This is a genomic window from Halalkalibacter urbisdiaboli (genome assembly GCF_002156385.1).
Classification (GTDB): Bacteria; Bacillota; Bacilli; order Bacillales; family Bacillaceae_D; genus Halalkalibacter_A; species Halalkalibacter_A urbisdiaboli.
Genome location: NZ_MVJM01000002.1, coordinates 376532 through 398873 on the forward strand (window position 1 = coordinate 376532; position 22342 = coordinate 398873).

The 22342-nt window shown below is 38.2% G+C and carries 20 protein-coding genes; all 20 read right to left on the reverse strand.

Going from position 1 to position 22342, the window contains the following annotated elements; all coding sequences use genetic code 11:
• Positions 1 to 60: 60 nt before the first annotated feature.
• The 20 genes from ytxC to B1R93_RS09805 all read right to left on the reverse strand — a co-directional run bounded on the left by ytxC (position 61) and on the right by B1R93_RS09805 (position 22098).
• A complete protein-coding gene (gene ytxC / locus B1R93_RS09710; RefSeq protein ID WP_088103781.1) occupies positions 61 to 921 on the reverse strand; it encodes a putative sporulation protein YtxC in 861 nt (286 codons plus the stop codon).
• Between the two features lie 432 nt (positions 922 to 1353).
• Positions 1354 to 2466 (reverse strand): cyclic dehypoxanthinyl futalosine synthase, encoded by a 1113-nt coding sequence (mqnC, locus tag B1R93_RS09715; protein ID WP_088103782.1) that lies wholly within the window; start codon positions 2464 to 2466, stop codon positions 1354 to 1356.
• A gap of 102 nt (positions 2467 to 2568) precedes the next feature.
• The gene (gene dnaI / locus B1R93_RS09720) at positions 2569 to 3495 is read right to left on the reverse strand and encodes a primosomal protein DnaI (RefSeq protein ID WP_088103783.1); all 927 of its coding nucleotides are present in this window, start codon (positions 3493 to 3495) and stop codon (positions 2569 to 2571) included.
• 1 nt (position 3496) lies between these two features.
• A complete protein-coding gene (locus B1R93_RS09725; protein WP_088103784.1) occupies positions 3497 to 4945 on the reverse strand; it encodes a replication initiation and membrane attachment family protein in 1449 nt (482 codons plus the stop codon).
• Positions 4946 to 5023: 78 nt separating this feature from the next.
• Positions 5024 to 5479, reverse strand: coding sequence for a transcriptional regulator NrdR (gene nrdR, locus B1R93_RS09730; RefSeq protein WP_088103785.1), 456 nt, complete (start codon positions 5477 to 5479; stop codon positions 5024 to 5026).
• Between the two features lie 169 nt (positions 5480 to 5648).
• Entirely contained in the window at positions 5649 to 6050 is a 402-nt protein-coding gene (locus B1R93_RS09735; RefSeq protein ID WP_088103786.1) for a DUF1499 domain-containing protein, read from the reverse strand.
• A gap of 107 nt (positions 6051 to 6157) precedes the next feature.
• Entirely contained in the window at positions 6158 to 6541 is a 384-nt protein-coding gene (speD, locus tag B1R93_RS09740; RefSeq protein ID WP_088103787.1) for an adenosylmethionine decarboxylase, read from the reverse strand.
• A gap of 349 nt (positions 6542 to 6890) precedes the next feature.
• Complete coding sequence (locus B1R93_RS09745) at positions 6891 to 7922, reverse strand: glyceraldehyde-3-phosphate dehydrogenase (RefSeq protein ID WP_088104640.1); 1032 nt, start codon at positions 7920 to 7922, stop codon at positions 6891 to 6893.
• Between the two features lie 123 nt (positions 7923 to 8045).
• Positions 8046 to 8648, reverse strand: a complete 603-nt coding sequence (gene coaE, locus B1R93_RS09750; RefSeq protein WP_088103788.1) for a dephospho-CoA kinase — start codon at positions 8646 to 8648, stop codon at positions 8046 to 8048.
• Positions 8649 to 8660: 12 nt separating this feature from the next.
• Positions 8661 to 9293: a sporulation membrane protein YtaF gene (gene ytaF, locus B1R93_RS09755; RefSeq protein WP_088103789.1), complete on the reverse strand. Its 633-nt coding sequence runs from the start codon at positions 9291 to 9293 to the stop codon at positions 8661 to 8663.
• A 65-nt stretch (positions 9294 to 9358) separates the two neighbouring features.
• Entirely contained in the window at positions 9359 to 10183 is an 825-nt protein-coding gene (gene mutM, locus B1R93_RS09760) for a DNA-formamidopyrimidine glycosylase (protein WP_088103790.1), read from the reverse strand.
• Between the two features lie 12 nt (positions 10184 to 10195).
• Positions 10196 to 12823: a DNA polymerase I gene (gene polA / locus B1R93_RS09765; protein ID WP_088103791.1), complete on the reverse strand. Its 2628-nt coding sequence runs from the start codon at positions 12821 to 12823 to the stop codon at positions 10196 to 10198.
• 147 nt (positions 12824 to 12970) lie between these two features.
• On the reverse strand, positions 12971 to 13903 hold the full coding sequence (gene hflC / locus B1R93_RS09770; protein WP_088103792.1) for a protease modulator HflC: 933 nt from the start codon (positions 13901 to 13903) through the stop codon (positions 12971 to 12973).
• Positions 13904 to 14863, reverse strand: coding sequence for an FtsH protease activity modulator HflK (gene hflK, locus B1R93_RS09775; RefSeq protein ID WP_088103793.1), 960 nt, complete (start codon positions 14861 to 14863; stop codon positions 13904 to 13906).
• A gap of 323 nt (positions 14864 to 15186) precedes the next feature.
• Positions 15187 to 16971, reverse strand: a complete 1785-nt coding sequence (gene pnpS, locus B1R93_RS09780; RefSeq protein WP_088103794.1) for a two-component system histidine kinase PnpS — start codon at positions 16969 to 16971, stop codon at positions 15187 to 15189.
• Positions 16964 to 17689: a response regulator transcription factor gene (locus B1R93_RS09785; protein ID WP_088103795.1), complete on the reverse strand. Its 726-nt coding sequence runs from the start codon at positions 17687 to 17689 to the stop codon at positions 16964 to 16966. The genes pnpS and B1R93_RS09785 overlap by 8 nt, the downstream gene beginning before the upstream one ends.
• A 201-nt stretch (positions 17690 to 17890) precedes the next feature.
• Complete coding sequence (gene mdh / locus B1R93_RS09790; RefSeq protein WP_088103796.1) at positions 17891 to 18835, reverse strand: malate dehydrogenase; 945 nt, start codon at positions 18833 to 18835, stop codon at positions 17891 to 17893.
• A 115-nt stretch (positions 18836 to 18950) separates the two neighbouring features.
• Complete coding sequence (gene icd, locus B1R93_RS09795; RefSeq protein ID WP_088103797.1) at positions 18951 to 20219, reverse strand: NADP-dependent isocitrate dehydrogenase; 1269 nt, start codon at positions 20217 to 20219, stop codon at positions 18951 to 18953.
• Between the two features lie 85 nt (positions 20220 to 20304).
• Positions 20305 to 21420, reverse strand: a complete 1116-nt coding sequence (gene citZ / locus B1R93_RS09800) for a citrate synthase (RefSeq protein ID WP_088103798.1) — start codon at positions 21418 to 21420, stop codon at positions 20305 to 20307.
• Positions 21421 to 21624: 204 nt separating this feature from the next.
• A complete protein-coding gene (locus B1R93_RS09805; RefSeq protein ID WP_088103799.1) occupies positions 21625 to 22098 on the reverse strand; it encodes a DUF441 domain-containing protein in 474 nt (157 codons plus the stop codon).
• Between the last annotated feature and the right edge of the window lie 244 nt (positions 22099 to 22342).

Sequence of the window (22342 nt, forward strand, 5' to 3'; positions counted from 1 at the left end):
TTTTCCTGATATGTAGTATTATAGGGAGCTCAATTCAGAAAATCAAGAGCCCTTTTTAGTTTAAGTAGTTTCACGTTCATATGATTTAAGAGGAAAGAGCTTCATCCGCTCCTGAAAAATTGCCTGAATTGATAAAATAACTCCGTGGTCTTCATCATCAGAAAAGACGTGAATCATCCGTGGTACCATACTAACAAGTGGACTTATCACCATCTCTTCAATATCAACACCTTGCTCAAAAACAAGCTCTTCTTGTAAATGATAAAGGATTTCCTCTCTCGTCATCTTTCGAAAATGAGTATCATAAAAAGAAAATTGCCCATCATACACGACGTACAATAAATCCATTTTTGGTTTTTTGTATTGAACATATTGACGGTAATCCTCAATCATATTTTGATATTCCTGCTCTAACATATATTCATCAATCGCAATTTCAACACAGTCAATTAGCATTTCCCCATATTCACGTAAACGGAACGTCAAAAAAGGGTCATAGTAAAAGGTTGTGTCTTCCTCCAAATGCTTAGCGAACGCATCGTAAATAAAGGCATGTCGATTAAAAAATGGTTGAATGGACGGTAAGTCCGTTCGATCCCCTTCCAATATCGACCTGGCAATCGTTAAAATCTGCTGCTGCTCTTCTGGATCCGTAAAATAAAACATCGTTTCAATAATATCTAAAAGCCATTCTTCTTCCCTTGTATTAATGACGTGTTCTGTTAAAACCGATGTTAGAAGCGGATGAAAGGAATCATAAAAATCAACATCCTTATTTTCATAGTTTACATGAATGATGGCTTCGCCGTTTGATTCAACCTCCCCACCTAGACCAAACACTGCATATTTTCGCATATAGTCCTTTAGCTGTTGAAATAACTGATTGCAATCATACTCCTCTTCAAAATGAATTGATATCAACACGTACTCCTCCTTACCCAATCAAGAAAAATCATCTATGTCGCGCGCTCATGTAGTTTAGTACAAACAGACTCTACTTCCATCCTATGCGTACGTGTCCAAAACATGATTAGAAAGTTTAGAGGAGTTTCAAATTACTGTTAAGTTTGTCATAGTGCAATCTTGTTTTTATTCTAGATAATGTAACTGATTGCCAAGGAATGTCAGATGCTAACCCTTCTTTTTTTGATTAAGCATTTCTCTCAAATCTGGTATTTTAGGATGAGCCTCATATAATTCTACAATTTGATAAACAGCTAAAATATGAGCGTTTACTCAAATATGCACCGTCAATTTTCCTTGTTTGTTCATAATCTTTTTGAATGTAAATACAACAAGAGGTTGCCTCGAAAGGGGATTTTTCCCTTTTAGGCAACCTCGTTAAGTCTATCCTTAATTTTGCATCACGAAATCTTTTTCTGCTGATTCCTCACCGTCAAAGCGGCGGATAATTTCATACTTTGTATTTCGTTGTGCCGGAATTTTTCCAGCCTCACGGATTAACGTCAAAATTTGATTCGTGTTCACTTTATGTGTTGTGCCGGCTGCCGAGACCACATTCTCTTCCATCATTGTACTTCCAAAATCATTACAACCATATTCTAATGATTTTTTCCCAACTTCCGGTCCCATTGTTACCCATGATGATTGGAAGTTTTCAATATTATCAAGGAAAAGACGAGAAATCGCAACATTTTTTAAGTAATCTCGCGCTGTTAACTTTTTCGTTTTATACATACCAGTATTTTCAGGCTGGAATAACCATGAAATAAACGCCGTAAAGCATTCTGTTTCGTCCTGAGCATCGCGTACGCGTTGTAAGTGAAGTGCTCGTTCTTCAAACGATTCACCAAAACCGATAACCATTGTTGCAGTTCCATGCATGCCGACCTTTTTGCTCACCTTCATTGCATCGATCCATTGTTCCCAAGTAATCTTTAACCGACTAACACGAAGCCTGGTTTCTTCAGTTAAGATTTCAGCACCACCACCTGGCATACTATCAAGGCCAGCAGCATGTAGCTCAGACAACACATCCTCTAACGATAAACCAGACACCTCAACAATTTTCCAAATTTCTGCAGGTGAAAAGGAGTGCATCCAAATATTAGGGAAACGCGATTTTATATTACGTAACAAATCCGTGTAATAAGCCAATGGTAAATCTGGATTCGTTCCACCCTGCATGAGGATTTCTGTTCCGCCAACATCCATCGTTTCTTGGATTTTTTGAAAAATAACATCATCTTCTAATACATAGCCTTCTTTTGAGCCTGGTGCACGGTAAAACGCACAAAAGCGGCAATACGTATCACAGAAATTCGTATAATTAACATTACGTCCGATCACAAACGTTGTTACAGGCTCAGGGTGCCATTTTTTCATTACGGTGTTAGCGGCCTCACCCATTTTTTCAACCTCGTCACTCTCATAAAGCTTTACAGCATCCTCCATCGAAAGACGCTCTCCATTCACCGCTCGTTCAAGTATCCGATCGATGCTCATTTGTAACCCCCACAATCTATCAAAAAATAGGATAGTTTTATCGTATCATAGAAATCTTACCCCGGAAAGAAAAGACAACCACTTTAGAAGATTAAAGACGTTTTATCGTGCCCGACGATTTTTCCCTTTTACAAATATAGGATCCGTATAATGCTTAATTCTTTCCATAATTCGCTTTGCCTTTAACTCCTCAATTCCACTCTTATCAGAATAAGACAGATGGGTTTCCAGTTCATCATAATCATAATTTGAGGTAAATAATGTTGGTAGCTTTTCAAGCATCCGATGCTGTAAAATGGCTCCGAGTACATCATCACGAATCCAACTTGAAGTTGTTTCTGCACCAATATCATCTAAAATTAATACTTGGGCCTGCTTCACTAAATCAAGTTTTTTTTGGAAGCTGCCATCACCAATTGATTGCTTCATCTCACGGAAAAAATCTGGTGTATATACTATAAATGTCTCAATCCCACGATCCTTTAACTCGTTTGCTATTGCTCCCATTAAATATGTTTTTCCAACACCAAACTTCCCGTAAAAATAGAGACCTTGACCATCCTCACCTGGCTGTGCACGAAGCGCAAATTCTAAGGCGGCAGCACTAGCCTCTTCCCGATCGGAATCTAATTGTAATGATTCAAAACGTGCCGTTAAAATATCCTTTGGAATATATAATGATTTAATAAGCTGTTGCTGCTGTTTCTGTTCTTCTTCTTTCCTTTTAAGATCACATGCTTGATAGCGTAAATCTAGATGACCTCGGACAACGATTATCTCAGGCTCATATCCTTTCATCATATTCGGACACTTTGCAAGACCAGGACATTCGGCGCAGTGATGACGCTCTTTTCTATATTCATATAGCTTCATTAATCCTTGGTCAAACATTTCTTCAGTCACCCTTTCGTTTGAAAGAAACTGCATCACAATCGGATCTGTACGTAATTCTTGTTTTGCTGCTTCAAGGCGATCCTGAATCCGGGTAGAATTTGACCATTGTTTTAAAGCCGATTGAATTGACTCCATCTTACACCTCTCCCTTCTTCTCCTTACGTCGCTTAAGTTCTTCCATCATCTGCTCAAAACGATGCTTAGCATCAGATGTTTGTTCTACTGTTTTTCCAGTCTCAAGCTTTTCAGAACTTTCCTTTTGCTTTTGCTTTTCTTCTACCAGCCATTTCGGTAATTTATCACGACGGATATTTTTTCCACGCTGTGTAGGATTTGTGTTTTTCTTAGCTGCTTGTACTTGCGCTACTTTCACTTTGTTCTCTTCTTCCTGTCGAGCTAGCTCCATCGCTGCCGGGACTGTTTTAACCTTTTTCCGAGACCAGTGTCCAGCAATTTTATCGATAAAGGCTTTTGACAGTTTCATATCATTTAGCCAAAGTACGTAATCTAGCAACACATTGACTACACCAGGGAGCATTTGATAATCCAAAATTAAAGACTCGATAATTTTCACATCAGCCAGTGCTACTTTCGCACCATCTGAGCGAATTTCTAACAACGTTAACGGTGGCGTTGTTTCATACAGCTTAACGATTTTCTCTTCCTCTGTCTCAGGCTTCTTAGAATTCATCGTCTGGTGTTCAATAGGGTGACTTCGTAACACTAATGATGGTGGCTCAGAACCATGTTCGAGCTTATACCACTCTTGTGCTTTCTTTCGCAGCTCCGCCAGTTCAATTTCATCGTCATGAACTGCAGCTTGTTGCACAATATGGCTCATTTCTAACGGTTCAATTCTATATACAAAGGCCAGTTTTATAATCGCTTCTTTTACAGATGGAGTTAGTACATGTTCAGGAATAATAAAAGATGATAGTGCCTTTTTAAGCAATTCAAAATCGAAAGCAGTAGAAAATGTTAGGTCGGATTCCTTCTGATTAGATAGTAACTCTTTGTTCTCTTCTAGTCGTAACCCATCGCCTGTTTCTGATTGAAGATTTGAGACGATTTCCGAATGGTGAAGTGAAGTATAAACTTCATCAAAGGAATACGTTAACTCGACAAATTCATCCTGATTTACTTTATCAACCACAAATCGTTCTCTTAAACTACGATACTGGTTTTTTCCAAGACGATTAAATAAGTAAACACTTAGTACATCATTTTCAAAAAATTGCTGAGGAGACATCGGTGCTTGCAATTCATACAAGTACGATGAGCTCTCATCCTCTTTCTTTTTAAAGGTTTTTAATAGACCAATCGCCTCTAGTTTCTTTCTTTCCTCGTAAATCGTTTGAAGGGAGACACCCATCATGAGCATAAGCTGACGGTGCGTTTGTTCTTTTCCCCAATATTGATCCCGCTCAAGTTGTCCCCATAACGTCATATAAAGGCTATACGCTAGAGCTCCAGTTAAAGGCTGATACAAAAGTGTTAAAACTTGTTGATCAACATTTGTTAAATAGTCAGCCGTTCGAACCGTCAATCGATCAACAGGGAGCAGTTCTTTCCAATGCCAGCTCATTTCTCATCCCTCCTTTTTCTTTCTAATGTCAGGTAAAAAAGAGCTTGCAGCGTACTAAACGCTTTAAGCTCTCTATAATTAATTCTTATTCATTAATTCAGTTAGTTCTTTAATAAATACATTAATATCTTTAAATTGACGATAAACAGAAGCAAATCGAACATATGCGACATCGTCTACACTTGCTAAACGCTCCATAACTAACTCACCAACGTCGTGACTATTTACTTCATTTTTTCCTTTTCCACGTAGTTCTCTTTCAACATCATTCACAATCTTTTCTAGTGTTTCAAGAGAAACAGGCCTCTTTTCACAGGCACGAATTAATCCACGTAATATTTTATCACGATTAAATTCTTGCCTTGTCCCATCTTTCTTCTCAACGATAAGAGGTACTTCTTCCACCATCTCAAATGTAGTAAAGCGATGATTACACGATTCGCACTCTCTTCTTCGTCGAATTGAGCGTCCTTCGTGACTCGGTCTAGAATCAAGTACCTTAGTTCCATTATAATGACATGCTGGACAACGCATTCGACCATCTCCACTTCCTGTACGTAGTTAAACCATTTATGTACAGGTTTCCGTTCTTTTTCTTCTAACCCTACTCTACATGATATAGAAAAAGATTGGCACTGACAAGCACCTAGTTCACGATGTTCCAAGGTAATATGGGATAATCTTTCCTATTTTTAAACAGTCCTTAAAGCAGTTCATCCCCAAGACCAGATCCAATGTAAGGTAATTCCTTATCTAGCTTCTCATACAAAGCGATGACTTTTTTGCGACTAAACCCGAAATCTGATGGAAGCATCGTTTCAACAGAACACGAAAAGTCTACTGCCGTACGAAATGGTTTAACTGTGATAACGGTTGCAATGACTAAAACTTTTTTCCCTGAAGTGGATGTTGCAATGACTTCTCCAAGATCTGTTTCAATCCGCTTGACCTTTAATCCATCTTGATTTAATATTTCTTCTACTGCCTGGATTGCTTTATCCTTTGACGTTTTATAATACCTAGTTTTTAATTCATCTAAGAAGTGTTTCTCTGTTGATTCTGCTCTTGCACTAAAAAACATCATTAAATTTTCTTTAAATCCCATTCATTTCACCTAGCCTTCAGACGTTTTATCTTATCATTTTATCATATCAAGAAGAAAAAAAGACTATAAAAAAAAGAAGGGTAGAAAACACCCCCCCTTTTCATATTCTATAATGCCTGAACTTTTGATTTTTCAATTTTAACTGGTCCCATTCCTCTAGGAACCTCGAACACTTCACTCGTTGATGCATTAAGTGCTTCGGCAATGTAGTTTGATGCTACATTTGGATCAATTCTGTTCCCACACGTATAAACATCAATACTTGCATACCCGCGTTCTGGAAAACTGTGAATGGTTAAATGAGACTCAGAGATAATAACTACGCCACTCACCCCATGAGGAGCAAACTTGTGAAATGCAACTTCACGCACTTCAGCTCCAGCTTTTAAAGCAGCATCAACAAAAACTTGTTCAATAAACCCCACATTATTCAACTTTTCTACGTTACAACCCCATAGCTCTGCAATGACATGTCGACCCATAGTGTCCATAAGTTGAATCCCCCTTTACAAAATTCATGCTTTCTCAAAGCATGTAGGAATGTCCAGTTACACGGGGGAAAGTTAGTCCAAAGAGGTCCTAACCCTTACTGCAAGTAAACAATTCCTGAATTGCTGTAATTGAGTTCACGAAAATCAGTATACTTGTTTTATATTTCAAATGCAACTATATCTTTATCCATTTTTTGGACGTTTTACCTCGTTCGCCAAAGCTTCTCTCCACAAACGTCCTTAAGTATTTTGCTGAATTTCGTGAACTTTCATTTTCGGATAATCAGTAACAAAGTTTACTGGTCATCCTTTTTAGGGTTCCTCAATCACTCATGGATTATAAGTGCTTTTAAGCTGAACGTACTTTGGAAGCAACGCTCATCTCATGTGCAACATGATGCATAAGGTCTACAACACGACAAGAATATCCCCATTCGTTGTCATACCATGCTAGAACTTTAATTTGTCGTTCATTCAGCACCATTGTTGATAAGGCATCTATAATGGATGAGTGCTCATTTCCGTTAAAATCAATTGAAACGAGCGGCTCCTCGGTATAGCCTAATACATTTTTCATCGGTCCCTTTGCAGCCGCCTCTAATACCTCGTTAACCTCTTCAACAGTAACCTCCTTTTCAACTGTGACAACAAGGTCCACCAATGAAACATTTGGTGTTGGTACACGCAATGCCATACCATTTAGTTTTCCTTCTAATTGAGGTAACACTTTTGCAATTGCTTTCGCTGCACCAGTCGTTGTAGGAATAATCGATTGTCCACAAGCTCGAGCTCTTCGTAAATCTTTATGAGGGTTATCAATATTCTTTTGGTCATTTGTATAGGAATGAACCGTTGTCATCAAACCGCTTTCAATATGAAACGCATCATCTAAAACTTTTGCTACAGGTGCTAAGCAGTTTGTCGTACACGAAGCATTAGAAATAATATCATGTTCTTGATGATTATAATCTTGTTCATTTACACCAACGACAACTGTAAGGTCTTCTTTAGTAGCGGGAGCCGTTATAAGTACTTTTTTTGCACCTGCCTCAAGATGATATTCCGCTAATTCTCTTGTTTTAAATTTCCCTGTTGCTTCGATGACGATATCGACCCCCATTTCAGCCCATGGTAAACGCCTTGGATCACGAGAATGGAATAATTGAACTTCCTTTCCATTAACAATAATCGTATTATTTTTTGTTTGAACCTCTGCACTAAAGACTCCATGAATACTATCGTATTTAATCATATGAGCGAGTGTTTCCACCGGATAACTTGCATTTATTGCTACAATATCAACATCTGATTGCAGAATTGCTTTTCGAAAAACCATACGTCCAATTCGACCAAACCCATTAATTGCTACCCGTGCCTTCATCATTACAAAACCCCTCTCACAATTAAGTTATACTATATCTTATTATTTATGTTTATTAGTATAACACATTAAGTGTGAATAGGAAGATCATTTTTTAAAAAGAATAAACAAAAAATCCCCCAATTATCTTGGAGGATCGACATTCCACTTTTGTAAAATGATCTCTAGTTGTTGGCGCGTTTCATCTAATGAACCGTTGTTATCAATAATAGCATCAGCACGCTTACGTTTTTCCTTCAGTGGTATTTGCGATTTGATTCGTCTTTGAGCATCTTCTTTCCCTGCCTGATCTCGTTTTTCAAGGCGATTAAATTGGACGTCTGGATCAACATAAACAAGTAACACTTTATCAACAAGATGAAAAAGATTACTTTCGTATAATAGTGGAATATCAAAAATAATGGTTTGATACCCTTCGTTAACATAGTAATCCTTCTTCTGCTGCATTCTTTTACGAACCGCCGGATGGACAATTTGATTCAAGACTTGACGCTCTTGCTCATTGTCAAAAATAATTGCCCCTAGTTTTTTTCTTTCTATGTTGCCTTGCTCATCTAAAATATGATGCCCAAAATGACTAACAATGTCCCGATATGCAGTCTCACCTTGTTCCACCACTTCTCTTGCAATTTGATCTGCGTCAATAACAGGGTGTCCGATTTTCTTTAACATCGCGGATACACTCGATTTGCCACTTGCTATTCCACCCGTAAGTCCAATTAACATTAAGTCCAACTCCTATAAATTCATGACACCTAATAAAATGAGTAATACTCCCGGGATAAAAGAGAACTTTTTAATAATTTCCGAGTCTGCAAAGCGGTAGCCACTCTTCATTCCTAATGTAACAAACAAAGCACTCATCATCGCTACACTAAACGCGAGCCAAATCGGTGAATAACCAATTAACACAGCTCCAATTCCAGCCCCAAATGCATCAAGGGACAATGCAATGCCTAGCAAAAATGCCTCTCTGCCAGTAATTGTTCCGGAGTCATCAAAGTCCGCAACCATCGGCTTTCGTAAAATCCGGATTACTACACCGAACATTTTAATTTCAAAGCTTAAAATGATTTTGTCTTCTTGGGTTTTCTCTGTGTTTTTTGCCGGTCTAATTACTTGATATAGGGCCCATGCCCCGATTAAGATGAGAATTATTCCTCCTAATAATTCAGCAACTTTCACTGATAAGTACGCTTGGATGAAGCTTCCAAATGCCATCGCCAAAAGAATAGACGTTGCTGAACAACAAGCAATAAAAAATAAAGATTTCAGCGGTAATTTCATTTTTCGCAAACCATATGTCAAACCTACACCAAAGCTATCTAAGCTTACCGCTAACGCAAGTGCAAGTAATGAAAGAGTCTCCATCCTGATAAGCTCCTTCCATCATAATCGATATGATAGTATATGGCAGGAGCCTATCCGATGTACGTTTATTTTTGGCAATTCATGCAATAATGCGTTCCCCTACCTCCTACAACGGTTTTAGTGATAGGGGTTCCACAAATCCTACAAGGTTCTTCTTTTCTTCCATACACATCAAGCTTCTGCTGAAACATTCCCATTTCACCTTGACCATTTACATAGGATTTTATTGAACTTCCTCCTAAGTCAACCGCTTCTTGAAGCGTTTCAACGATATGCTTGTGCAGATGCTCATATTCCTCTTCTGATAATGAATTTGCAAGCCTCTCAGGTTTAATTTTCGCACGATATAGAGCCTCATCAACATAAATATTCCCAAGTCCGACAACGGTCTTTTGATCTAATAATGCAACTTTAATTTTCCTGTTTGTTTTTTTCATCCCATCCTTTAAATGTTTCACTGTGAAATCTTGTGAAAACGGCTCAATTCCAAGTTGAGATAAAGGTAGACGCTCCTCTTCTTCACCTTTAGGAAAAACATGCATCGTTCCAAATTTTCGAACGTCTTGATAACGAAGTTCGGTTCCATCTGTAAATTCAAAAATGACGTGAGTATGGGGAGCAACTTCTTCTTCTTTCGGATAAACACCATACCGCCCTTCCATTCTAAGGTGAGAAACTAATACAACATCATCAAGAAAAAATAATAAGAACTTACCTCTTCGTCCCATAGAACGAATCGTTTGCCCGATTAATGATGTCTTAAATTGGTCAACATCATCGGGCTCTTTAATCATTTTTGCCCATGCAATTTGAATGTTTTCAATTTGTTTTCCTACAACTAATTGAGTTAATGTACGTCTAACCGTCTCGACTTCTGGAAGCTCAGGCACTTTTCTCTCTCCTTACTTTGCATCATACCACGTGTCACCTGCCGAAACGTCTACCTTTAACGGTACTTGTAACGTGACAGCTTGCTCCATAACTTCCGGAACGAGTACTAACATCTTTTCAAGTTCATGCTCTGGTACTTCAAAAATCAATTCATCGTGCACTTGTAATAAAAGGCGACTTTCTAAGTTTTCACTTTCTAACCTTCTTGCCATTTCAATCATTGCCTTTTTAATAATGTCAGCTGCACTCCCTTGAATTGGTGTATTCATCGCAGTTCGTTCCGCAAAGCTACGTTTATTAAAATTTCGGCTCGTTAAATCTGGTAAGTACCGTCTCCGATATAGCAATGTAGAAACAAAGCCTTTCTCTCTCGCATTACTAATGCTACTTTCCATGTATTCTTTAACCTTTGGATAGCTTTGCAAGTATCGGTCAATAAATTCTCCTGCTTCTTTTCTAGATATATTTAAGCTTTGTGAAAGTCCATAATCACTAATTCCATAAACAATCCCAAAGTTTACAGCCTTAGCACTTCGGCGCATACTGCTTGTAACCTCATTTTCATTAACATGAAACACATCCATCGCTGTTTTTGTATGAATGTCCATATCATGTTTAAACGCATCAATTAATTTGTCATCCCCTGCTATATGAGCGAGCACACGTAATTCAATTTGAGAATAATCTGCAGCGAGAATTTTCCAGCCCTTTTCAGACGGAATAAACGCCTTTCGAATTCTTCTGCCTTCCTCTAGTCGAATTGGAATGTTTTGAAGGTTTGGATCCGTTGAACTCAATCGTCCCGTTTGTGTTAAAGCTTGGTTAAAACGGGTATGGATTTTACTTGTATCCTGATAAATAACCTTTAATAGTCCTTCAATGTAAGTTGAGTTAAGCTTTCCTAGCTGTCGGTAGTGAAGAATGTGCTGAATAATTTCGTGATCTTCTGCTAACTTTTCAAGCACATCAGCTGATGTTGAATAGCCTGTCTTTGTTTTTTTAATTGCTGGTAAACCAAGTTTATCAAAGAGAATTTCGCCAAGCTGCTTAGGAGAATTAATGTTAAACTCTGTCCCTGCATGCTCGAAAATATGCTTTTCTAAAGCTTGCAACCGTTCCTCTAAGTCCTCTCCCATTTGTTTTAATTGACTAGTATCAACCTTAACCCCTGTTGTTTCCATTCTTCCTAAAACAATCGATAATGGCATTTCCAGATCTTTAAATAATTCAAGCTGCTCATTTTCCTTTAATTCTTCTTCGAATATTTCCTTTAATTGAAAAATAGCATCTGCTTTCCGAACGAGATGATCAGCGAGTTCCTTTTCATTAGGAATGCTTCGTTTTGCACCTTTACCGTAAATCGCCTCATCTTCTTGAACTTCCCCTTTTCCTTTCCTCTTTACAATATCACTAATTTCATGCGATGAAAGCGAAGGGTCTAACAGGTAGGAAGCCATCAATAAATCAAATTCAACCCCATCCAACAGGAGGCCTTGCCAGCCAAGTGCTACCACGGCTCGTTTTGCGTCAAACACCCACTTTTTCTTGTCCTCATCCTTTGCCCATTCAATAAAGCTTTCAGACTGTAAGGCAACATCTGTTGGTATATAATAACGGCCTTTTTCATTTACAAGTGCAATCCCATGAATCGTTGCTTGGTGATAATTTTCATCTAGTACCTCTACAACCATCGCAGAAGGATTTTGTAAATACTCAGCCTTAACTTCAGTTACAACGTCAAAGTTAATATTCTCAAGCTCTTTTTTCTCAACCGCCTCTCCTTCATCAAATTTAGATATAAGAGATGAAAAATCGAGTTCTTTAAAGAGTGCGACTACCTTCTTTGAATCATACTCACCAAACGATAAATCCTGTAAATTCATCTCATTTGGTACCTCAAGATAGATGGTCGCCAGTTCTTTACTCATTAGTGCTTGCTCACGATTTTCTTCTAATTTCTCTTTCATTTTTTTCCCGGATATTTTATCAACTGATTCTAAAACATTTTCAATTGTCCCAAATTCCTTTAGTAGCTTTATGGCCGTTTTTTCACCAATCCCAGGTACACCTGGAATATTATCCGAGCTATCGCCCATCAGACCTTTCATATCAATAATCTGCTTCGGCGTGAGCCCATATTTTTCATCAATCATTTTTTCATCATAAGCTTCTATGGACGTAATTCCTTTTCGAGTTAATGCAACTGTAACCTTTTCAGAAACAAGCTGTAGTAAATCTTTATCACCTGAATAAACCTTAACGTCCCAGCCATCTTTCTCTGCGTCCTTAGCCAAGGTTCCGATAATATCATCTGCCTCATAGTTCTCTGCCTCATAACGAGTGATATTAAAGGCGTCGAGCAGCTCTCGTATTAACGCAAACTGTTCTGAAAGCTCTGGCGGGGTTTTCTGACGGCCCCCCTTATAGTCCTCATACGTTTTATGACGAAACGTCGTTTTTCCAGCATCAAATGCCACCATCATATGTGTTGGCTTCTCTTCTTCTATGATTTTTAAGAGCATTGTCGTAAAGCCATAAACAGCATTCGTATAAACACCCTTTTCGTTATTTAATAATGGCAAGGCAAAAAAAGCGCGATAGGCAATACTATTGCCATCAATTAAAATGAGCTTTTTCAATGGAAAGGCTCCTCCCTATGTAATAATGAATCGCAATCTCTTATATGAACGCTTTTATTGTAGCATATTGATCTAAAATTGAGAAAAAGGGCGACCCAAAGGTTCATTCACCTTATAGGTCCCCCTATTATTCAATGAATTAAATCATTAATCTAAATACCCCATTAAAATACGTGCGTAAGGTGAATCTGAAGGAAGAACGATCACCGTTTCATCATCTATCGTCGTTTCATAGGATTGAAGTGTACGATACAATTGATAAAAGTCTGGGTCTTGACCAAACGAATCATTATAAATTCGCGCTGCCTCAGCTTCCCCTTCCCCGATTATTTCATTTGCATCAGCATTCGCAGTTGAAATAATTTCCTTTACATTTCGGTCCGTCGTTGCACGTATTCGATTTGCTTCCGCATCCCCTTGAGATAAATATTCCTGAGCTGTTGATTGCCGCTCTGAAATCATTCGGCGATACACCGCTTGTTCATTTTCCTCTGGTAAATCCGTTCGTTTCATGCGGACATCCGTTAGAACAATACCATATTGATTACGTGATAAAGCCTCATTCACTCGTTCAAGTACTAATTCATTAAAGCTTCCTCGAGAGGATGTTTCTTCATTAATAATTTCGTCAAAATTCAACTGACCTAATTCTGCACGTATCGCTGAAAAGATCAATTCCCCCATAATCGCTTCTGCGTTTTGCAATGTTCTCGCATTAGAAATCATTAAGAGTGGACTATCAATTTTCCATACGGCGTAATGATCAGCTAGCATTCGCTTTTTATCCTTTGTATTTATTTCTGCTGGTGGAATATCATAAACCATTTGATATTTTGGTAACGTTGTGACTGACTGGATAAATGGAATTTTATAGCTCAATCCAGGTTCTTCCTCAATTCTTACAACCTCACCAAATTGGCGGACAATCTTATATTCCCCTTGTTCAACGATAAAAAGATTGCTAATAATCGTTGCTAATAACACAATCATTATAAAGGCAACTAGTCCAAGCTTTACATATTTTCGCCAGTCTTCATTTGGGCGCCGTTCATTAATATCAACAATATTCTGATCGCTCATTTAGTTCGTCCCCCCTTCAGGTGCTGCCTCTGGCCGTCTTTCAATCGGACGAATCGGTAAATAACTAACTGTATCATTATTATTACTATCCATAATGTAAATTTCTGTATTTGGTAAAACGTTTTCTAATGTTTCAAGAACGAGACGTTGTCTTGTTACCTCAGGATTTACAAGATACTCATCATATAATGCATTAAATTTAGCAACATCCCCACGGGCACGTTCAATCCGTTCAATTTTCGTACCTTCTGCTCTCGACATGATCGCATCCTTTTCGCCTTCAGCTTCGTTCATTTTTTGATTTTTATACTTGTTTGCTTCATTTATTTTCGTCAAACGCTCCTCGCGAGCATCTGTTACCTCCGTAAAAGCACGACGGACTTCTTCTGTTGGTAACTCAACATCCTGTAGTTTGACATCCTGAATGCTAATTCCAATTTGATAGGTTTCTAATAACTCGACCAGGTTTTCAAACACTCGTTTTTCAATTTCTGGTCGTTGATCCGTAAGGGCTTCATCAATATTCGAGCTTCCGATTACGCCACGTAAGGAAGCCGATGTCGCATTATAAAGAACTATTTCTGGATTATGAGTACTATATAAGTACTGTTCTGGATTAGTAATACGCCACTGTACTGCTAAATCAGCATACAGAATGTTTTCATCTCCTGTAATCATTTTTGCTTCATCCGTAAATTCAACCACTTCTCCATTTTCTTCGTTGTACCCTACTTGGAGGTTGAACGTACTTCTTGATAAAATTTCAACCCGCTGAATCGGCCATGGCATTTTAAATTTCAATCCTGGCTCTGCTATTGTTTCATCAACCTTACCAAAGGTAATAAGTGCGGCCTGCTCTGATTCATCGACAGTGTACCAGCCTGTTGCAAGAAACAAACCAAGAATTACAATACCGATTAGAGACAGGAAGCCGATGATTAATTGTTTAATCGTTAACATGTCATCCCCTCTTTCTTTTTACTTCCCTATTAATCTACGAATCTTGACATAATTAGGTTTCATCGATTAATGGCACTCACTTTTACATTATAGTACAAAACAATTGTGAGCAGGGCGGATGAAAGGAAAAAAATTTACAGTAAAAAAAGGACGAAAGCTAAGGGGGGCTCTCGTCCTAACAAAGGGTTTTGTAGCCAAACTGAAGGGATGAGTAGAAACAGTTTGACCACGCGGCATTGATGAACCGTTCATAGTTATATTAAAACAACTACGTTAACAGCACATAAACACCATGTAAATATTTTGTAAAGATTATCAATCGTCTACGATAGATACCATTCCTCTTCATGCTTACGCTTAAACTGAATAATAAATCTCGTTCCTTCACCTATTTTACTCTCAACATTGATTTTACCATGATGAGCTTCCACTAAATGTTTAACAATGGCTAAACCTAAACCTGTTCCGCCAGAGTTTCTGCTTCTTGCCCTATCTACACGATAGAAGCGTTCGAAAATTCGTGGTAATTCTTGTTCACTAATTCCAATCCCTGTATCACTCACCTGAAGTTCAATCAATTCCTCGGTTTCCTCTAATTGAATAAGCACCGTTCCACCTGATGGAGTGTACATGATTCCATTATTAACAAGGTTAATAATGATTTGCTTTAAACGTTCTGGATCACCGTCTAATTCAAAGTTCCCTTCTGCTCGTAGCTCGAGACTAATCCCTTTTTTCTCCGATTTCTCAGATAAAATCATGAACACATCTGACACTATTTCACCTAAATCCGTCGGTTGCCAATTTAGTTTAAAATAACTTTGTTCGATTTTCGACAATTCAAGTAAATCATGAATTAACCCTTGGAGACGCTCACTTTCCTTCCAAATAATATTGATAAACTTTTCTCGAAGCTCTGGTTCTTCCATTGCGCCATCTAGTAAAGTTTCCGAAAAACCTCTAATTGAAGTCACTGGCGTCTTTAACTCATGAGAAACATTGGCTACAAAGTCTTTACGAACCTGCTCTAACTTCTTTAACTCCGTTATATCATGAAACACAAGAACGATCCCCTTGACGATACCATTATTACTAATAACTGGTGCACCGTATACATCGAAATGCCTAATTTCCAGATTAATTGGGAAATGGATTTGCTTTCTCTGCTTATCTTCTGTAAGGAGAATAGTTTGAACGATTTTAATAATCTCTTTATGCTTAATCACATCATGATAAAGATGGTTAAGCCATAAATCCGTATTCTCCTGAAAAATATGCTGACATGTTCGGTTAATGAGTGTGATATCCCCTCTTGAATTAATAAGGATTAACCCACTACCCATATTTTCAATTAATGTTTCCATCCGCTCCTGCTGAGCTTGATTACGATTCGTAATCTGTTCTAAATTATAGGCCAGTACATTCATTGAGCGGGTCATTTGACCAATTTCGTCCTGCTTTCCCTCTGATGCTCTTGCCTTGAAATTACCTTCTGCTAGCTCATTAGCAATCGTCGTAACATTTTCTATCGGACGAATCATTTGATCGGTCACACGATAAGTAACTATCATAATGATAAAGAAACCGACAGCAAAACTTGCGGTAATAATTCCCCAAATTTTTTGTTTCATAACATCTAAAGTTGTCATTGCTAATCCTAGACGTGCGTAACCAAAAAGCTGGCCCTCTGCATTTAACATAGGTACAGCATAATAGAGCATCTCGGCACCAACAGTTGTACTATACCTAGTTTCAACACCATCATTGCCTAGGCGTACTTCCGTTAATTCAGGTCGTTCATAATGATTATCCATCGTAGTCGGATCGACTTCAGACTCTCCAATGACCGTCCCATCCTCTAATATAATTGTTAGACGAGCATCAAGACGAGCACTTATTTTTTCGGTTAATGTTTGGATAGTCGATTCTTCAATTCCATTCGATTCAAGAGTAAAAGCTACAAGTTCAGCTTCTTTTTTTAACCGTTCTGTAAAATTGTCCAAATAAAAGTCCTCATAGAGCTGACCTATGACAATTCCTAAACTAACTAACACAATAAATGTAATCGACAATACGGCAAAGATAAACCGAATGCGAAGTTTAAACATGTAGTTGAGGCTCCTCAAGCTTATAGCCTAAACCGCGAATCGTTTTAATGTAAATTGGTTTTTTCGTATTTGGCTCGATTTTTTCCCTTAAGTGACTTATATGTACGTCAACAATTCTTGTATCACCAACAAATTCATAGTTCCAAACTGCATTTAATAGCTGATCCCGAGTTAGCACTCGACCTTTGTGGTTCGCTAAATAAAGGAGTAACTCGAACTCCTTTGGCGTAAGCTCTAAAGCTTGTTTTTGATAAAATACTTCATAATTCTCCGGGTAAATTTCAACTTCCCCAAATGAAATCATCGAAGGGTTCGTTACTTGCTCTTTCACTTCTGAATGACCTGGTTGCTGTGAGCTTCTCCTCAAAATAGCTCGTACCCTTGCAACAACTTCACGTGGGCTAAACGGCTTGGTCATATAATCATCTGCACCAAGTTCAAGGCCAAGCACTTTGTCAAATTCATCGTCTTTAGCAGTTAACATTAAAATTGGTGTAAAAACTTGATTTTGACGTAGTTGTTTACAAACATCCAAGCCATCAATTTCAGGAAGCATCAAATCAAGCACAATTAAATCAAATGATGTGGACTGTGCTAATTCTAAGCCACGCTTTCCATCCATGGCCGTTTGAACCTCATATCCTGCCTTTTCAAGATTAAATTGTAAGAGCGTTACAATTGACTGTTCATCGTCTACAACTAGCAATCGCTGCGACATTCTTCATCCTCCACTCTAATCTGAGACAATATTAAACGATTCATCAATGACCTTCAATTAACTTTTCTCTATCTCTTTGTTAAGTATACCAAAAATACCAACCAAAATTTACATAATTGTCAAAATCGTAGACATCGAGTTTCTTTTATCAAAAAACTCCTCCCTTCAACAATAGTAGGGAGGAGTTTTTTATTTAGATTATTATTCGGATGGAAGAGCTTGCATAACAGAGCGAACAGAATCAACGGATTTAGCCAATTGTGTCTTTTCTTCTTCCGTTAAGTCTAATTCGATTACTTTTTCAATTCCATCTCCACCAAGAATAGTTGGAACACCTAAGTACAAATCTTCATAGCCATACTCACCTTCAAGATAAGCAATTGTAGGGATTACACGCTTTTTATCTTTAAGGATCGCTTCAACCATTTGTGTAAGAGATGCAGCTGGTGCATAGTATGCACTGCCGTTTCCAAGGAGGGCAACAATTTCACCGCCACCTTTACGTGTACGTTCAACAATTGCATCAATACGCTCTTGAGGGATTAACTTTGTAAGTGGAACTCCACCAGCTGCAGAGTAACGGATAAGTGGTACCATGTCATCACCGTGACCACCTAACACGAATCCAGTAATATCTTCTACAGAAAGGTTGAGCTCCTGTGCTACAAACGTACGGAAACGTGCCGTATCAAGAACACCTGATTGCCCGATAACACGGTTTTTCGGGAATCCTGATTCCTTGTATACTGTATACGTCATTGCATCAGCAGGGTTTGTTAAGACGATGATATAACAATTTGGAGAATATTTAACAACTTCTTTCGTAACAGCTTTCATGATGCCAGCATTTGTGCTAACTAAATCATCACGACTCATACCAGGCTTACGTGCAATTCCAGCTGTAATAACAACAACATCAGAATCCTTTGTATCTTCATAGCTTGATGTACCTGTAACGTTTACATCTACGCCTTGAACTGGAGTTGATTCAAGCATATCCAACGCTTTTCCTTTTGTTGGGTCTTCCATTTGAGGAATATCAACTAATACAACATCACCAAGTTCTTTTTGAGCTACCATAAGAGCTGTCGTTGCCCCAGTAAAGCCGCCGCCAATAACTGAAATCTTTCTACGTTTAATTGCCATCGTCTATTCACTCTCCCACTTAGAATGGTTATCAATAATTCATTTGCTGGTGTGAATAAAATCAACATTTGCTGGTATGAATAAAATCAATACCAGCAAATGTCTTATTTAAATCTTAAAGGTTTTTAATTAGTTCACTTGCAAATCCAGAGCAAGAAACTTCTGTTGCGCCGTCCATTAGACGAGCAAAATCGTAAGTAACAACCTTGCTTGCGATTGTTTTATCCATAGAAGCCATAATTAAGTCAGCAGCTTCGTTCCATCCAAGGTGACGAAGCATAAGTTCACCTGAAAGAAGAACAGAAGATGGGTTAACTTTATCTAAACCAGCATACTTAGGCGCTGTACCGTGAGTAGCTTCAAAGATAGCATGACCTGAATCATAGTTAATGTTTGCTCCTGGAGCGATTCCGATACCACCAACTTGTGCTGCTAATGCATCAGAAATATAATCTCCATTTAAATTCATTGTTGCTACAACATCGAACTCTTTTGGACGAGTTAAGATTTGTTGTAAGAAGATATCAGCGATTGAATCTTTTACGATGATTTTTCCAGCAGCTTCAGCGTCAGCTTGTGCTTTGTTCGCTGCATCTTTACCTTCAGCTTCAACGATTTTATCGTATTGTGCCCATGTAAATACTTTATCGCCAAATTCCTTTTCTGCTAATTCATAACCCCAGTTCTTGAAAGAACCTTCAGTAAATTTCATGATATTTCCTTTATGAACAAGCGTTACACTCTTACGACCTTCATCTAAAGCATATTGAATTGCTGCACGAACTAGTCGGTCTGTTCCTTCCTGAGAAACAGGCTTAATACCGATACCACTAGTTTCTGGGAAACGAATTTTCGTTGCACCTAGTTCATTTTGTAAGAAAGAGATTAATTTCTTTACTTCATCTGAACCAGCTTGATATTCGATTCCAGCATAAATATCTTCAGAGTTTTCACGGAAGATAACCATATCTGTATCTTCAGGACGTTTTACTGGTGATGGTACACCTTGGAAATAACGAACTGGACGTAAGCAAGTGTATAGGTCAAGCTCTTGACGAAGTGCTACGTTTAATGAACGAATTCCCCCACCGATTGGCGTTGTTAAAGGACCTTTAATTGCGATCATGTATTCACGAACAGCTTCTAATGTTTCATCTGGTAACCAGCTTCCTGTTTCGTTGAATGCTTTTTCACCAGCAAGAATTTCTTTCCAGACAATTTTCTTTTCACCATTATAAGCTTTTTCTACTGCTGCATCCATTACGCGAGAAGCCGCAGCCCAAATATCAGGTCCAATACCGTCCCCTTCGATATAAGGAATGATTGGATTATTCGGTACATCCAGTACACCATTATTAACTTTAATTACTTCACCGTTTGACATAAACATTTACCTCCTAAATTTTTAAGTAGCTCTTTACTTACCCATTTATGTACAAGGAGAGATACCCCCTCCTAGTGTACGCTAATTAGCGTTGTTCAATCGGAACATATTTTTGCTTTTGTGGTCCAACATATTCTGCACGCGGACGAATTAGTCTGTTATTGCTATACTGCTCTAAAATATGAGCTAACCAACCTGATGTACGACTAATTGCGAAAATCGGTGTGAATAAATCATGTTTAATTCCGAGACTATGGTAAACACTTGCAGAATAAAAATCAACATTAGGTAATAAACCTTTTTCTCCCGTTACCATATCATTAATTTTAATTGACATTTCATACCATTTCGTTTCGCCAGTAATTTCAGTAAGACGTTTTGACATTTCTTTAAGGTGCTTTGCACGTGGGTCGCCATTTTTATAAACACGGTGACCAAAGCCCATAATTTTTTCTTTGTTATCAAGTGCTTTACGAATATATGGCTCAACGTTATCAACATCACCAATTTCCATTAGCATCTTCATAACAGCTTCATTTGCACCACCGTGAAGAGGGCCCTTTAATGCGCCGATGGCTGAAGTAATTCCTGAATATACATCAGATAATGTAGCAACACAGACACGAGCTGTAAACGTCGAAGCATTTAACTCATGGTCAGCATGAAGCACAAGTGCTTTATTAAAAGCATTTACAGCAATCTCATCTGGCTCTTCGCCATTAAGCATATAAAGAAAATTAGCTGCGAAACCTAAGTCCTTTCGAGGAGCAACTGGGTCTTTTCCATCACGGATACGAGAAAACGCTGTCACAATCGTAGGGATTTGCGCTTGAAGCTTAAGTGCCTTTACGTGGTTTGCCTCTTCTTCCATAACATCTGCATTTTCATCAAATAAAGCGAGACCTGAAATAGCTGTACGTAACGCAGCCATCGGATGAACTTTATCAATTGGGTAAGATTTCATCTGCTCGATGATTCCGCTTGGAATTTCAGCATATTTTGCAAGATCTTCAGCTAATTGACGTAATTCATCTGACTTTGGTAAGCGTCCGTTCCAAAGAAGATATATAACCTCTTCAAAACTCGCGTTATCTGCCAAATCATCAATATCAAACCCTTGATATGTTAGGACACTTTCAATAATAGAACTTACACTTGACGTTGTTGCAACAATACCTTCTAGACCACGAGTTGTACTCACGTTTAACCTCTCCTTTTCCCCTTAGTATCATTCCTGCGATATAGTAAATGCTTACATTTCTAAAAAAAGCCGAAATGTAAGAGCTATGTAGGAAGGAACATCCAAACTTCATTATAAACAGTTTCTCAACGTTTGTGAATGAATAATGTTCACAAAAACTTTAAGATTTGCAGGAGATTTAGCATTTTCGCACATAAAAGCCTATTAGCTACCTAGATTGGCAATAAATTCGACCACCCTCATAGCTAAATAAGCAATTCCAGCACCAATAAGTGGACCTACCGCTACCCCATTAAACAGAGCAACCGCCAGAATGGTTCCAAATACCAATGCTGCCGTAATATGGGGATCATGCTTTAATAAATCAATCCCGCTTGCTGCAATGATGGCAACAAGGATACCTGAAGCTAATGCTATCCAAGCATAAGAAGATCGTACTGCCTCGCCTAGCTGTTTAAAACCGATCTCACCAGTAACAATTGGCGTTAACACTGCAATCGTAATTACCGTAACACCAATGTTAATTCCCTTTTGCTGAAAAAGCGGAAAAGCTTTATCTCCTAAACCCACCCATTTTATGAAAAGCAGGAACAGGATAGCAACGAGAAGAGACTGGTTTTTTGCAATGAGTGCAACGATCAATAAAATCAGCATGAATAACGTTGACTGTGAAATCAAAGTATAGTACCCAACCTTCCTCCGTAGCAATCCTCATAAGCATATCATAGTTTTGAATATTCCGCCAAGACCGTAGTATTTTGTCGAACGATAATCATGATATATTTTCTACCACAACTCACGTACTAACTTCTGTTATCTGACGAAAAGCACATCGAATTCCTGACTGATATTTAGATTATTTCCTCTTACATCTTACAATATGCCAATAAAAGTATGCAGTCACCTTTAGCTTTATGTGAAG